The following is a 16,895-nucleotide window of genomic DNA, read 5'->3' as shown; positions in this document are numbered from 1 at the left end:
CCTGCGCACATGGTGCCCTCGGCGTTCGTGATGTTGGAGTCGATCCCGTTGACTCCGGCCGGCAAACTCGACCGCAAAGCCCTCCCCGAACCCGACTGGTCCGCTCAGGTCACCTCGGGACGCGACGCCGACAATGCCGTCGAGAAGACGCTCGCCGGTCTGTTCGCCGAGGTGCTCCGCCTCGACCGCGTCGGAGTCGACGACTCCTTCTTCGCGCTCGGCGGAGACAGCATCATGTCGATTCAGCTCGTCTCCCGCGCGAAAGCGGCAGGGCTGGCTCTGTCGCCGCGAGATGTGTTCGAGCACAAGACAGTTGCCGCACTGGCCGAGGTCGTCGCCGCCGGCGACGGGACCGTTCCGCTCGTGCTGGACGAGCTGCCCGGCGGCGGCGTCGGAGACGTCCCGCTCACCCCGATCGTGCACTGGATGCTCGACCGCACGTCGGTACTCGACAAGCACACACAGACTGCCGTGCTGACACTGCCGTCCGATATCGAGCTCGACGTTCTCGAAGCAACCGTTCAGACCGTCCTCGATCACCACGACATGCTCCGTGCAGTTCTGCACCGCGCCGGAGAGCCGTCGATGGAGGTGCTCCCGATCGGTTCCGTGACGGCGCAGTCCGTCGTCCGCCGGGTGGAGTCGAACAGTGTTCGGGGACCGGAGTTCTCGGATCAGGCCAGGTCGGAAGCCGCTGCAGCAGTGGATCGTCTGGCACCCGATGCCGGTGTCATGATTCAGATGGTCTGGTTCGACGCCGGCTCCGAAGGCAGCCGACTGCTCGTCGTCGCGCACCACCTCGTGATCGACGGCGTCTCGTGGCGAATTCTCGTGCCCGACCTCGCGTCGGCGTGGGCTCAGATCATCGGCGGCAGCACACCGGAACTGGCCCCGGTCGGTACCTCGATGCGTCGTTGGGCGCACGGCCTGCGTGAGGTCACCGCAACGCGTTCGGACGAGCTCGCAGTATGGACCGACGCGCTCGCCGATCCCGATCCGCTCATCGGTTCACGCGCACTCGACCGCGAGATCGACGTCTATCGAACGGTGGACAAGGTCGAGGTCACTCTGTCGACCGATGTCACCGAGGGGCTGTTGACGGCTCTGCCCGAGGCGTTCCACGGCAGCGTCAACGACGGTCTACTGGCCGCTCTGGCTCTGGCGACCGCCGTGTGGCGACGAAACCGCGGTGTCGTCGTGTCCGACGCACTCATCTCCCTGGAGGGCCACGGCCGTGAGGACCATGTGGTTCCGGGAGCCGACCTCAGCCGCACCATCGGTTGGTTCACCACCATCTACCCACTTCGACTGACGTTCGACGGGATCGACCTCGACGACGCTCTCGCCGGCGGGGACGCGGCAGCAGCGCTGGTCAAGTCCGTCAAGGAGCAGCTGCTCGCCGTTGCCGATCACGGCATCGGGTACGGCATGCTCCGCTACCTGGACGAGGAGGCCGGTTCGACACTGCGTGACTTCCCGGCACCCCAGGTCAGTTTCAACTACCTCGGTCGATACAGCACCGACGTTCCGGACGAGCTCCGCGGACACGGGTGGCTACCGGTCGACGACTCCGGCGTCGGCGATTCTCAGGACGAGGACCTGCCGGTCGCCGCTGCGCTCGACATCAACGCGGTCACCACGGCGACACCGACCGGGCCTCGGTTGGAGGCGACCTTCGCATTCCCGACGGGCGTGCTCGACGCCGACGAGGTCACCGAACTCGCCCAGTTGTGGAAGCAGGCTCTCACCGCGCTGACGCAGCTCGCTCAGCGGCCGGGGACCGGCGGGTTCACGCCGTCCGATCTCGATCTGGTGAGCCTCGATCAGAAGTCCATCGACGATCTCGAGCGGGTGTACCCGACTCTCGACGATATCTGGTCGATGACGCCTCTGCAGGCCGGTTTGCTCTTCCATGCCGAACTGTCGGATCAGTCCGTCGATGCCTACATCGTCCAGCTGGTGCTCGACCTCCGCGGGGACGTCGACGAGGCTCGCTTCCGCCGCGCTGCCCAGGCTCTACTGCGGCGCCACGCGAACCTGCGCACGGCGTTCGTCCACAACAACGACGGCGAATCCATCCAGATCGTGCATCACGACGTCGATGTGCCGTGGACCTCGGTCGATCTGTCGTCGCTGAGCGTCGACGATCGCGCAGCCGAGCTCGAGCGAATCGAACACGACGACCGCGCAACGCGATTCAACATGGCACAGGCGCCGTTGTTGCGCTTCATGCTCGTGACGCTGGCCCCGGGCGAGTGGCGTCTGGTGATGACCAACCACCACATCCTGCTCGACGGATGGTCGACGCCGCTGCTCCTCAAGGACCTGCTCACGCTCTACGTCGTGGACGGCGACGACGCCGTTCTTCCGCGCGTACCTGCGTACCGCGACTACCTGTCGTGGTTGTCGCGGCGTGATCACTCGGCAGCTCGTGCGGCATGGACGGAAGCCCTCGCGGGTCTCGCCGAACCCACCCTGCTGACGCCGGTCGAGAGCCGTCGCCAGGAGTCGACATTGGCCGGCCGCGCGTTGGTTTCCCTGGACATCGAGCAGACCGAACGATTGCGCAGTCTCGCCCGGGCACGCGGCATCACGATGAACTCGATGGTGCAGGCTTCGTGGGCGATGGTGCTGGGCACGTTGACCGGTCGCACGGACGTAGTGTTCGGTGCCACCGTCTCGGGACGTCCGCCGGAGGTCTCTGATATCGAGTCCATGGTCGGTCTGTTCATCAACACGCTGCCGGTGCGCATCGTGCTGGATCCAGCCGAGACACTCGGCCAGTACCTCGATCGGGTGCAGGCCGAACAGGCTTCGCTGCTCGATCACCACTACCTGGGCCTGACCGATATCCAGCGTGCCGTCGGTCCCGCGGTCGCGTTCGACACGCTCACCGTGTTCGAGTCGTATCCGATGGACCGCGCGGGTCTGTCGGCCGAGACCGATCTCGCCGGCATGCGGGTGCACGACGTGCACGACGGCAGCGACACCGCACAGTATCCGCTGACCCTGGTCGCGATGGTCGACGACCGATTGCACATCGAAGCCAAGTACCTGCCCGAGCTGTTCGAGCACAGTGTCGTCGTCGCCACCGTCGATCGAATCGTGCGTGTTCTCGAGGCGATCGCGACCGACACCGACCAACGGGTCGCATCGCTGTCGCTGCTGTCCTCGGAGGAATCGAACAGGCTGGCCCCGGTACGTGGTCCCGCTTCCACGACCGAGCGCCTCCTGCCGGACATCCTCACCGATGCTGCTGCCCGCAACCCCGGTGGTACGGCAGTGTGGAGCGCAGGTCGGACACTGACCTACACCGAATTGGACACTCGGTCGTCTGTGCTGGCGCGTGCGTTGATCGCCCGCGGAGCAGGTCCGGAAACCGTTGTGGCACTTGCTTTGCCGCGCTCCATCGAATCGGTTCTCGCAATCTGGGCCGTGGCCAAGACCGGTGCGGCCTTCCTGCCGATCGATCCGAGTTACCCCCGCGATCGAGTCGAGCACATGCTGGTCGACTCCGGCGCGTCCATCGGCGTCACGTCGACCGAACACGTCGGTGCCGTCGAGGGTCTGGGCTCGGCTACGTGGTCCGTCCTCGACCGCGACGACACTCGCCGCGATCTCGCGAACCGTTCGACCGCACCGGTTCTCGACTCCGACCGCACTCGACCGGTACACATCGACCAGGTCGCGTACCTGATCTACACCTCCGGCTCCACCGGAGTTCCCAAGGGCGTCACCGTCACTCATCGCGGCCTGGCCAACCTGGCCGAGGAAGAACGGTCTCGTTTCGAGGTGACTCCGAACGCGCGGGTTCTCGCGTTCGCGTCACCGAGCTTCGATGCATCCATTCTCGAGCTGGCCATGGTGATTTCGGGTGCCGCCACGATGGTGATCGCACCCACCTCCGTCTACGGCGGCGTGGAGCTCGGCGAGCTCCTGGCGCAGCAGCACGTCACGCATGCGTTCGTGACTCCCGCGGCCCTCGCCTCGGTGGACCCCGACGGTCTGACCGAACTGAGCGTCGTTGCAACCGGTGGCGACGTGTGTCCGCCCGAGCTCGTCGCACGGTGGGCACCGGGCCGGCGCATGTTCAATGCGTACGGCCCCACGGAGGCCACCATCTTCTCCTCCGTCAGTGACCAGCTGCACGTGGGCTCGCCCATCGATATCGGCTCGCCGACAATCGGTTTCGGCGAAGTAGTGCTGGATTCTCGTCTGCATCCGGTACCGGTCGGTGTCGCAGGAGAGCTCTACCTCGCCGGCCCCGCCCTGGCGCGTGGCTACCATTCGCGATTCGGTCTGACGGCGGAGCGGTTCGTCGCGAACCCGTTCGGCGAGCCCGGCGAGCGTATGTACCGAACCGGCGACGTCGTGCGGTGGACCGAGTCGGGCACCCTCGAGTACGTCGGACGCAGCGACTTCCAGGTCAAGGTGCGCGGTTTCCGTATCGAGCTCGGCGAGATCGACGCGGTGCTGACCGATGATCCGACAGTCGAATTCGCTACGACGATCGGTGTCGACGGACCTGCCGGAAACACGATCCTGGTCGCCTACGTTCTTCCGCGGCCCGGCCACGAAATCGATGTGACGACGCTGCGCACTCGGGCGTCGAGTTCGCTTCCGACACACATGATTCCGACGGCGTTCGTTTCCCTGGAGTCGATCCCGCTCACGCCCGCGGGCAAGCTCGATCGACAGGCGCTGCCCGCCCCGGATCTGCACCTCGGCAGCGACTCGCGCGCTCCTCGCAACGAGACCGAGCGAATCATCGCCGACATCTTCGGCGAGGTTCTCGGCGTGGGCAGCGTCGGCATCGACTCGAGCTTCTTCGATCTCGGTGGAGACTCGCTGAGCGCCACCCGCCTCACCGCTCGGGTGAATGCAGCCCTCGACACCGCTGTCAGCGTTCGTGCGTTGTTCGAGGCACCGACGGTCGAGTCGTTGGCGGTGCGAGTGCACAGCAACCCAGCCGGTGCCGCGCGCCGTCCGGCGCTCACTGCGAAGCCTCGCCCGAGCTCGATTCCGTTGTCGATGGCTCAGCAGAGAATGTGGTTCATCAACCAGTTCGACGTCGACTCGGCCGCCTACAACATCCCGCTCGCGGTTCGATTGGCAGGCCGTCTCGACATCGAGGCAATGAACGCTGCGATCGGTGACGTGCTGGCGCGGCACGAGTCGCTGCGCACCGTGTTCCCCTCGCACGGCGATCGGCCCGAGCAGCACATTCTCGGCACCGACGCGGCGACGACCGATCTGCAGGTCGTCGACGTCGATGCCACCGAGATCGTCACCGCGATCTCGTCCGCTGCCGCCCGCGGATTCGACGTGTCGAAGGACCTGCCCTTCCGGGCCGTTCTGTACCGGACGGCACCCGAGGATTTCGTTCTGTCGATCATCGTGCATCACATTGCCGCCGACGGCGCGTCCATGGCACCGCTGGCCCGAGATGTCATGGTGGCGTACGGGTCTCGCGTGTCGGGGTCAGCCCCGATGTGGGCGCCGCTCGACGTTCAGTACGCCGATTTCGCGATGTGGCAACGCTCGGTTCTCGGCGACGAGTCCGACCCGAGCTCGGTGGCAGCACAGCAGCTCGAGTTCTGGAAGTCCACTCTCGCGGATCTACCCGAGCTGCTGCCGCTTCCGCTCGACCATCCTCGCCCGGCACGGCAATCGATGCGCGGCAACAGTGTTCGGTTCGAGATCGAGCCAGACGTCCACGCAGGCCTGGTGGACCTCGCCCGCGCGAACGACGCGACCGTGTTCATGGCCATGCATGCAGCATGGTCGATCCTCATGGCTCGCCTCAGCGGGACCGAGGACATCGCAGTCGGCACGCCCATCGCCGGGCGTGGCGACGCGGCGCTCGACGATTTGGTCGGCATGTTCGTCGGGACTCTGGTTCTGCGCACCGAGGTAGCGCCCGATCTCTCGTTCACCGAGCTGCTCCGCCGGACCCGTACCGCGGACCTGGCGGCGTTCGACAACACCGACGTGCCGTTCGAGCGTCTCGTCGACGTCCTCGATCCGGCGCGTTCCACCGATCACTCGCCGTTGTTCCAGGTACTGCTCGAATTCCAGAACAACACCTCGGCGGCACTGGAGCTACCCGAACTCATCGTCGAGGCCGTCGACATCGACGCCCACGTCGCGAAGTTCGACCTCCAGCTGACCGTCGCGGAACGGTTCGACGACTCCGGTGCTCCGGCGGGTATGACCGCTGCGATCACCTACGCGGTCGACCTGTTCGACGAGATCTCCGTGGACGAGTTCTCGACTCGATTCGGTGCCGTCCTCGCCGGCGTGACCGCCGATCCCGATCGTGCTGTCGGCGACATCGACATCCTGTTGCCGGGTGAACTCGACGCCATGGCCCGGCAGTGGAACCACGACGGCCACACGGCGACCGATACGACACTGGCCGACCGCTTCGCCGCTGCCGCTGCGCAGTTCCCCGAAGCACAGGCAGTCGTGTTCGGCGATCGCTCGCTGACCTACGCCGAGCTGGACGACCGCTCGAACCGACTTGCGCGAATCCTCGTGGCTCGGGGTGTGACGTCGGAGTCCCTGGTGGCGGTTGCGATGCCGCGCACCGAGGAGCTGATCATTGCTCTGCTGGCGGTCGTCAAATCCGGCGGCGGCTACCTCCCGATCGACGTCGGCTATCCGGCCGACCGGCTCGCCTTCATGCTCGACGACGCGTCACCGGTCTGTGTGATCTCCACCGTCGCCGACAGTGCATCGGTGCCTGCTTCCGATGTCGAGATGCTGCTGCTCGATGCACCCGAAGCGGTCGCCGAGCTGGCAAGCGTGTCCGGAGCCCCGCTGACCGACGCCGACCGCATCGGCACCACCGATGCCGATTCGATCGCCTACGTCATCTACACCTCGGGTAGTACCGGACGCCCCAAGGGTGTGCAGATCGCGCACCGTAACGTGGCGACGCTGTTCGCGAACACCACGGATCTGTTCCACTTCGACGACCGCGACGTGTGGACCATGTTCCACTCCTACGCGTTCGACTTCTCGGTGTGGGAACTGTGGGGACCACTGCTGCACGGCGGCACTCTCGTGGTCGTCGACTACTACACCGCACGCTCGCCGGAACTGTTTCGCGAGTTGCTGATTCGTGAGAAGGTCACGGTTCTCAACCAGACGCCGACGGCGTTCTACCAGTTCGCCGAAGCCGATCGTGTGGCAACCGCGGCCGGTGGATCCGCCGACGGATCGGACGCACTGTCGCTGCGGTACGTCATCTTCGGTGGAGAAGCACTCGATCTCGGGCAGCTCGGTCGCTGGTACGCACGGCACGAGGAGACATCGCCGACCCTGGTCAACATGTACGGCATCACCGAGACGACGGTCCACGTGAGCCACCTGGCTCTGACCGAGCAGTTCGCGGCGTCCGCTTCGGCCAGCGTCATCGGCCAGGCGATCCCGGCGCTGCGTGTCGCCGTTCTCGACACCCGCCTCAATCCTGTTCCGCCCGGCGTCGTCGGGGAGATGTACGTGTCCGGGGCACAGCTCTCTCGCGGCTACCTCGGCCGAGCAGGGCTGTCCGCAACGCGTTTCGTTGCCGACCCCTCCGGCGATGCGGGTGCGCGTATGTACCGCACCGGCGACACCGCCAGGTGGAATCGCGATGGGGCTCTCGAATACCTGGGTCGAAGCGACATGCAGGTCCAGTTGCACGGCTTCCGTATCGAACTGGGCGAAATCGAAAGCGCGCTACTGGCATTCGATGGGGTAGCGGCTTCCGTGGTCGCCGTCCGCGACGACGGTTTCGGTGATCGCCTGATCGGCTACGTCGTGGCCGAGGCCGGTCGCGCGCTCGACCATGCGGCCGTTCTCGACTTCGTGGGCAACTCGTTGACCTCGTACATGGTGCCCGCAGCGTTGATCGTCCTGGACGAGCTGCCGCTGACCGCCAACGGCAAACTCGATCGCCGTGCACTCCCGGCACCGGACTTCTCGGCAAACGTCACCGAAAGTCGTTTGCCCGCAACCGAAGTCGAATCGATCCTGGCCGGTCTGTTCGCGGACGTTCTCGGGCTCGACAGCGTCGGCGTCGACGATTCGTTCTTCGCACTCGGCGGCGACAGCATCATGTCGATCCAGTTGGTCTCGCGCGCCAAGGCCGCCGGGCTGGTGCTGGCTCCCCGCGACATCTTCGAGCGCAAGACCGTGGCCGCTCTCGCCGAGGTCGCTGTTCTCGGCGGCGACGCCGTGGTGCTCGAGGAACTCGACGGTGGGGGAGTCGGCCCGATGCCGCTCACCCCGGTCGTGCGGTGGATGTTGGACCGCAGCACCGAATTCGGCCGTTACACACAAACAGCGCTGCTTCAGCTTCCGGTCGGCATCGAGCGCGAGACGCTCGAACGCACGGTGGCAGCGGTGCTCGATCGTCACGACATGCTGCGTGCGCGCCTTTACCAGGACGCAAACGGGGAGTGGCACGAGGAAGTGTCTCCGGTCGGAACAGTCTCGGCTGCGAGCGTCCTTCACGCGGTCTCGGTCGAATCCGTCGACGGCCCCGAATTCTCCGTCGTTGCCGCGGCCGAGCTCGACGCCGCTGCCGATCGTCTGGTTCCGGCCGACGGCGTCATGGTGCAGATGGTGTGGTTCCAGAGCCCCAATGGCTCGGGTCGACTGCTCGTGGTCGCCCACCACCTCGTGATCGACGGCGTGTCCTGGCGCATTCTGGTCCCCGACCTCGCCACGGCGTGGAGTCGGATCGTCGCCGGCCAGGAGCCTGAACTGGCTCCGATCGGTACCTCGATGCGTCGGTGGTCCACCGGACTCACCGAGGTCACGGCCGCCCGAACCGACGAGCTCGGACTGTGGCGTCGGATCCTCGACGGAGCCGACCCGACAATCGGTTCTCGCCCGCTCGACAAGAGAATCGACGTCGACGCCACCGTGCAGCGTGTCCGCACGTCTTTGCCGGTCGAGGTCACCGAGCGCCTGTTGACCACTGTCCCGGACGTGTTCCGCGGCAGCGTCAACGACGGCCTGCTGGCTGGTTTGGCTCTGGCCTTGACCGCGTGGCGTCGCGAACGCGGCGATGCGGTGCGGGACGCTCTCGTGACTCTCGAGGGTCACGGCCGCGAGGACGCGGTGGTGCCCGGTGCCGATCTCGGTCGGACCGTCGGCTGGTTCACCACCATCTTCCCCGTGCGTCTCGATCTCGGGTCGCTCGACGTCGCCGACGCTCTGGCAGGCGGCGCGTCGGCCGGTGCTCTGGTCAAGACAATCAAGGAACAGCTGCTCGAGATCCCCGATCACGGCATCGGCTACGGCATGCTGCGGTACCTCGATTCCGCTGCAGCCGAGGCTCTGTCCGGCTTCGCCGCACCACAGGTCAGCTTCAACTACCTCGGCCGGTTCTCCACCGGATCCACCGAAGGCATGGACGACGTGGGTTGGATCCCGGTGGCCGACGCAGAGCTCGGCGACGCGCAGAATCCGGACATGCCGGTGCCTGCGGCGCTGGACATCAACGCTGTCACCACCTCGACCCCCGACGGCCCGCAGCTCGACGCGACGTTCGCCTTCCCCGCGGGCGTTCTCGACGCCGACGAGGTCGGCAGGTTGATCGAACTGTGGACGCAGGCCCTCACCTCGATCACCGAGCACGCCTCGGCCGGCGGTGCGGGCGGCTTCACGCCGTCGGATCTCGAGCTGGTCGACATCGATCAGACATCCATCGATGCTCTGGAAGAGCAGTTCCCGAATCTCGACGACGTGTGGTCGTTGTCGCCTCTGCAGGCCGGCTTGCTGTTCCACGCTCGTCTGGCCGGCGAGATCGGCAGTGCCGGTTCGGGTGTCGACGCGTACATGGTTCAGCTGGGCCTCGAGCTCCGGGGAACTGTCGATGCGACGCGGATGCATGCTGCCGTCGACAAACTGGTCTCTCGCCATCCCAACCTGCGAGCAGCGTTCGTACACAACAGCAACGGCGAGTCACTGCAGATCGTGCAGAGTTCGGTCACTGTTCCGTGGTCCGAGATCGATCTTCGAGGGGAGCCCGATGTCGAGGTGGCCCTCGAGGCAGTTCTCGAGGCCGACCGTGCGGTGCGCTTCGAGATGGACCGGGCACCGCTGCTGCGGTTCACGCTCATCACCCTGGCCGACGATCACTGGCGTCTGCTGCTGACCAACCACCACATCCTGTTGGACGGATGGTCGACGCCTCTGGTCGTCAAGGAACTCATCACGCTCTACGTCACCGAGTCCGACGACTCGATGCTGCCGCGTATTCCTGCCTACCGGGACTACCTGGCGTGGATGCGCCAACGCGACGTGGCGATCTCCACCGCGCAATGGATCAGTGCCATGGCCGGCGTGGAAGAACCCACGCTGTTGGTCACCGACGATCGTGGCCGGCAACTGTCCACCGTGTCGCGGGAGACCGAGCGGTCGTTGTCGGTCGAGACCACCGCGGCACTGCGTGACTTCGCTGCTCGCCGTGGATCGACCCTCAACACCCTCGTCCAGACCGCATGGGGCGTCGTGCTGGCCACCCTCACCGGACGCGAGGACGTCGTGTTCGGTGCGACGGTGTCGGGTCGTCCGCCGGAGGTTCCGGGTATCGAGGGCATGATCGGGCTGTTCATCAACACCCTGCCCGTCCGTGTCACGCTGGACCGGAGCGAAACGCTGGGCGCACTGGTCGATCGGGTTCAGGCCGAGCAGGCATCGCTGTTGGATCACCACTACCTCGGCCTGACCGATATCCAACGCGCAGCAGGTGCAGGCGTGGCCTTCGACACCTTGACGGTGTTCGAGTCGTACCCCGTCGACCGGGCCGGCGCTTCTGCGGCAACCGATTTCGCCGGTATGCAGGTCACCGACATTCTCGGAACCGACGCAGCGCACTACCCGCTTACTCTGGTTTCGTCGGTCGACGAACGCCTGAACCTGAAGGCGAAGTACCTGCCGGAACTGTTCGACGTCGATGCCGTGCACGCCATCGTCGATCGCGTCGAGCGTGTCCTCGACGCCGTGCTCGAGGACGAACAGCAGCCACTGGGACGGCTGCGACTCCTCGGTGACGCCGAGTTCGCCTCGCTGGCACCGGTGTTCGGACCCGATGGACGCTCGGCCCGGCTGCTGCCGGAGATCTTCTCCGACGCTGCCGCGGTGAACCCGGACGCCATCGCACTGCGCAGCACCGACGGCGAAATGACGTACCGGGAGTTGGACCGTCGGTCCAACCGACTCGCTCGAATTCTGCTGGGCCACGGCGTGCGCACCGAGACCTTCGTGGCACTCGGTATCGCACGATCGATCGAATCGGTGCTGACGGTCTGGGCCGTCGCAAAATCCGGCGCGGCATTCGTACCGGTGGATCCCAACTACCCGGCCGATCGCATCGAGCACATGCTGGCCGACTCCGGTGCCACGTTCGGCGTCACCACCCGCGCCCATCTCGACGACCTGCCGTCGACCGTGCCCTGGATCGTCCTCGACGATCTGGCGACGGACGGCCCGAACGCAGTGAGCGACGAGCCGATCGACGCCACCGAGCGGAACGGACGCATCGCCTTCGAAAGCGCGGCGTACACCATCTACACCTCGGGTTCGACGGGTGTGCCCAAGGGTGTCGTCGTCACGCACTCCGGTCTCGACAACTTCGCAACCGAGCAGCGCGAGCGATACCGAATCACCAAAGACTCACGCACACTGCACGTCTCGTCCCCGAGCTTCGATGCATCCGTGCTCGAGTACCTACTCGCCTTCGGCGTCGGCGCGACGATGATCATCGTGCCGCCCACCGTGTACGGCGGCGACGAACTCGCGGCACTGTTGGCAGCGGAGTCGGTCACCCACGGCTTCATCACCCCGTCGGCTCTGGCGTCGGTCGACCCGAGCGGGCTCGACACGTTCGCCGACGTCGTCGTCGGTGGCGAGGCCGTACCGGCCGAGTTGGTCGCGAAGTGGGCACCGGGCCGGAATCTCTACAACGGTTACGGTCCGACCGAGGCCACGATCATGTCCAACATCAGCACGCCGATGACTGCAGGTGACACCGTCTCGATCGGTGGTCCTGTTCGCGGCGTGTACGAGGTGGTGCTCGATTCACGGCTGCAGCCCGTTCCTGTCGGCGTCGCAGGTGAGCTCTATCTCGCGGGTGTCGGACTCGCCCGCGGTTACCACGATCGATTGGGCCTGACGGCGGAGCGATTCGTCGCCGACCCGTTCGGCGCGCCCGGCTCGCGGATGTACCGCACCGGAGACGTGGTGCGGTGGTCGCCGGATCTGACGATCGAATACGTCGGTCGAAGTGATTCGCAGGTCAAGGTTCGCGGCTTCCGCATCGAACTCGGCGAGATCGACGCGGCACTCGCATCGCATCCGTCCGTGGACTTCGCCGCGACCTTCGGCAGTCCGGGTCCCTCGGGAGCGACCGTCCTGGTGTCGTACGTACGAACCACCGAGGGCGCGGCGGACGCGTTCGATACCGGTGTCCTGCGTGACCACCTGGCCGGCATGTTGCCGTCGCACATGGTTCCCGCAGCCATCGTGGTGCTCGACGCCATTCCGCTCACGCCGGTCGGAAAACTCGATCGGTCCGCGTTGCCGGTGCCCGAGTTCGGGTCGGCAACGTCGTACCGCGAGCCGAGCACGCCGGCCGAGCTCACCGTGGCCGCCGTGTTCGCCGAGATTCTCGACGTCGATCGGGTCGGTGCCGACGACAGCTTCTTCGAGCTCGGTGGAGACTCGCTCAGCGCCACGCGCGTCATCGCCCGCGTCAACGCCGAACTCGGCACCACGATCGGCGTGCGCACGATCTTCGAGATGCCGACCGTCGCCGGATTGGCGAGCGCGGTCGGCGCAACGTCCACACGGACGCAGCGTCCGAATCTCGTTGCGACACAACGTCCTGATCACATCCCGCTGTCTCTCGCACAGCAACGCATGTGGTTCATCAACCAGTTCGACACCACCTCGGCGGCGTACAACGTGCCACTGGTCGTCAAGTTGACCGGGCAGCTCGATACTGCGGCCCTCGCCGCGGCAGTCGTCGACGTCCTCGAGCGGCACGAATCGCTGCGGACGACGTTCCCGGACGGACCGGACTTCCCGGTCCAGCTCGTACATCCGGCCGTCGAGGTGGCTCCGGTGGTCGAGCCGGAATCGATCGATGCCGGTGTGCTGACCGACCGGGTGGCGCACCTGGCAGGTCGTGGATTCGACGTGACCACCGAGATTCCGGTGCACGTCGAGCTGTTCCACGTCGTGGGTGCCGATACCGATGCCGAGCCCGTCTTCGTGCTGGCGATGGTGGTGCATCACATCGCGGCCGACGGAGCCTCGATGGCACCGCTGGCACGAGACGTGGTGCTCGCGTACTCGGCGCGCACCACGGGAGCAGCGCCGGGCTGGGAGCCCTTGCCGGTGCAGTACGCCGACTACACGCTGTGGCAGCGTTCGTTGCTCGGCGACGAGAAGGACGAGTCGAGCGTGGCCGCGGCCCAGCTCGAGTACTGGTCGACGGCGCTCGCAGGTCTACCCGATCTGCTGCCGTTGCCCACCGATCGCCCGCGGCCCACCACGCAGGATTTCCGGGGTGGCCGGGTTCGCTTCACCGTCGACGCCGAGATCCATCGGGCACTCGTCGAGATCACCCGCGAGCAGAACGTCAGTATGTTCATGGTGTTGCACGCCGCGTTCGCGGTGGTGCTGGCGCGCCTGAGCGGTACCGACGACATCGCGATCACCACTCCGGTGGCAGGGCGCGGCGACGCGGCACTGGATGATCTCGTCGGCATGTTCGTCAACACCTTGGTGTTGCGCAGCCGGATCGACGACTCCGCCTCGTTCGTGGATCTGCTCACGCAGGTGAAAGCACACGACCTCGACGCCTTCGATCACACCGAGATGCCGTTCGAGCGCATTGTCGAGGTGCTCAATCCCACGCGATCGACGGCGTATGCACCGCTGTCGCAGGTGGCGTTGTCGTTCCAGAACAACGAGAAGGCGTCCCTCGAGCTACCGGATCTGCGCGTGGAGGGCTTCGACTTCGACGTCCCCGTGGCCAAGCAGGATCTGCAACTCCTGGTGTCCGAGACCTTCGACGACGACGGGCGACCGACCGGATTCGAGGCAGCGTTCGATTACGCCACCTCGCTGTTCGACGCGTCCACCGTCGATGCGATCGCGGCGCGACTGGTTCGCGTACTCGACGCCGTCGGCAACGATCGACTCACCGCGGTGGGGGATATCGACATTCTCGGTGCCGACGAGAAGCAGGCTCTGGCACCGGCTCGCGGGTCCGCCGACGTCGCGTTGCGAACGTGGCCGGAAATGCTCGCCGCCTCGGTGGCGCTCGACCCGTACGCGGTCGCCGTCACGTATCGGGGCGTGAGCCTGTCCTACGCCGACCTCGACAGTTGGTCGAACCGAATCGCGCGAATGCTCATCGACTACGGCGTCGGACCGGAAACGTTCGTCGCCTTGGCACTGCCTCGGTCCATCGAGTCGGTTCTGTCGGTGTGGGCGGTCGCCAAGACCGGTGCGGCATTCTTGCCGGTCGACCCGAACTACCCGGCCGACCGCATTGCGCACATGCTCGAAGATTCGCGTGCGGCAATGGGATTGACCGACGTCGACAGTCGGCAGTCGCTGCCCGACACCGTGCCGTGGCTCGTCCTGGACGATCCCGAGACATCATCGGAGCTTTCGCGCTATCCCGTGGCCGCAGTCACCGATGCCGAGCGCACCGCGACGCTGCACCTCGACCACCCGGCGTACCTGATCTACACCTCGGGTTCGACCGGTCGCCCGAAGGGCGTCGCAGTGCGGCACCGGGGCCTGGCCAACCTGCAGGCCGAGGTGATCGATCGATTCCGTCCCACCCGGGATTCGCGGGTGTCGCACATCGCCTCGCCGAGTTTCGACGCCTCGGTGTACGAGCTCACGATGGCGTTCGGCGTCGGTGCCACCGTGGTGATCGTGCCGCCGGGAACGTTCGGCGGCAGCGAACTGGCCGACCTGCTCGAATCGGAACATGTCACACACGCATTCCTGACTCCGGCGGCGTTGTCCTCGATCGACGAAACACGTTTGGGCACGGTCCGCGTCCTCGCCGTCGGCGGCGAGGCCTGCACTCCGGAACTGGTGGCGAAGTGGGCACCGGGCCGCAAGATGTTCAACGGCTACGGTCCGACCGAGACGACCATTCAGGCGAGTGTCGGCGGTCCGTTGATGCCAGGCGGCGCGGTGGACGTCGGCCGGCCGGGTACCGGATTCCGGTTCCTCGTGCTCGACGCACGTCTGCGGCCGGTCCCGGCCGGGGTGTCGGGCGAGCTGTACATCGCAGGCCCCGGTACGGCACGCGGATACCTGCGACGGTTCGGGCTCACGGCCGAACGCTTCGTCGCAGACCCGTTCGGTACCGCCGGTGAGCGGATGTACCGAACCGGTGACGTCGTGCGCTGGGGGAGTACCGGTGTGCTCGAGTTCGTCGGACGCAGCGACTTCCAGGTCAAGGTCCGCGGATTCCGTATCGAGCTCGGCGAGATCGACTCCGCGCTCACCGATCACGACGAGGTCGGCTTCGCGGCGACCATCGGTCACAATGCGGCGTCGGGAGATACGGTTCTCGTGTCCTACGTCCTGCCGGCCGAGGGTGCATCGGTGGACGTCGAGGCATTGCGCGACAGTGTCGCGACCGTTCTTCCGCGCCACATGGTCCCGTCGACGATCATCGAACTCGCCGACATCCCACTCACTCCGGTGGGCAAGCTGGATCGACGCGCGCTCCCGGTGCCGGAACTGACGGTGTCGACGACGCCGTATCGGGCACCGAGTACCGATCTCGAAGCAGCCATCGCCGACGCGTTCGCCGAGGTGTTGGGTGTCGAACGAGTCGGTATGGACGACAACTTCTTCGAGCTCGGTGGCACGTCGCTGGTGGCAACCAAGATCGGCCCGGCCATCGAGAACGCGGTCGGAGTTCGCGTCCCGCTGCAGGCGTTGTTCGTCGATCCGACCCCGGCAGGGCTCGCGGCTCGGGTCGCGTCGGACGTCGATTCGTCCGGTGCGCAACTGGATTCGGTGTTCGGAGTGGTCATCCCACTGCGCAGCACAGGCTCCAAGGAACCACTGTTCTGCGTCCATCCCGGAATCGGGTTGTCGTGGGGATATGCGGGCCTGGTGTCCCAGATCGGTGACGACCGTCCCGTGTACGGCCTGCAGTTGCCCAGCATCGTGGAAGGCACGCCGTTCGGCTCGATTCGAGACCTCGCGCACCGGTACGCCGACGAGATCCGGGCTGTCCAGCCGGTCGGTCCGTACCACCTGCTCGGGTGGTCGCTCGGTGGTTCGCTCGCCCATGCGATCGCCGTGGAACTACGCAGCACCGGCAGCGAAGTGCAGACTCTCGCGTTGCTGGACAGCTACGTCGACGGCCATGACGAGACGGCCGACGGTGAGCTGAGCGTCGAGAACCTGCTCGCGGGTCTGGGGCTGGATCTGACTGCTCAGGCGTCGTCCGAGCCGTTGACCTACGAACGTGGTGTCGAACTGCTCGACGAATCCCTGGGGCAGACCACCGGTGTCACGGCGGATCATTTGCGCAGAATCAATGCAGGATTCGAGAACTCGACGCGAATCATGGCCGAGTTCATCCCGGACGTGTTCGACGGAAATGTTTTGTTCTTTTCTGCAACGAAAGGCGCGAGTGACGGAATTGTTCGGTCACCACAGGAATGGCGACCGTACGTGTCAGGAGATATCGTCATCCACGGTGTGGACGTTTTCCACAACGAAATGACCAATCCCGATGCTGTCTCGGTGATCGGTCCGGTTGTCGACGCACATCTGGGCAATACATATCCATAACGTTTGCGAGTGTTCTTCCGTGAAAGAGCACTCGCTCGAATACCATCGGC

General features: G+C 65.9%; 1 protein-coding gene. It reads left to right on the top strand.

Features of this window, described 5'->3' with window-relative positions:
• The first annotated feature begins 30 nt into the window (after positions 1-30).
• Positions 31-16,845: an amino acid adenylation domain-containing protein gene (locus AB0O58_RS14325; protein ID WP_366238306.1), complete on the top strand. Its 16,815-nt coding sequence runs from the start codon at positions 31-33 to the stop codon at positions 16,843-16,845.
• Positions 16,846-16,895: the final 50 nt, after the last annotated feature.

The sequence above is a fragment of the Rhodococcus sp. NPDC080181 genome, assembly GCF_040702225.1.
Taxonomy (GTDB): domain Bacteria; phylum Actinomycetota; class Actinomycetes; order Mycobacteriales; family Mycobacteriaceae; genus Rhodococcoides; species Rhodococcoides fascians.
Note: the sequence above shows the minus strand (reverse complement) of the source record. Positions and strands in the feature narration are given on the sequence as shown.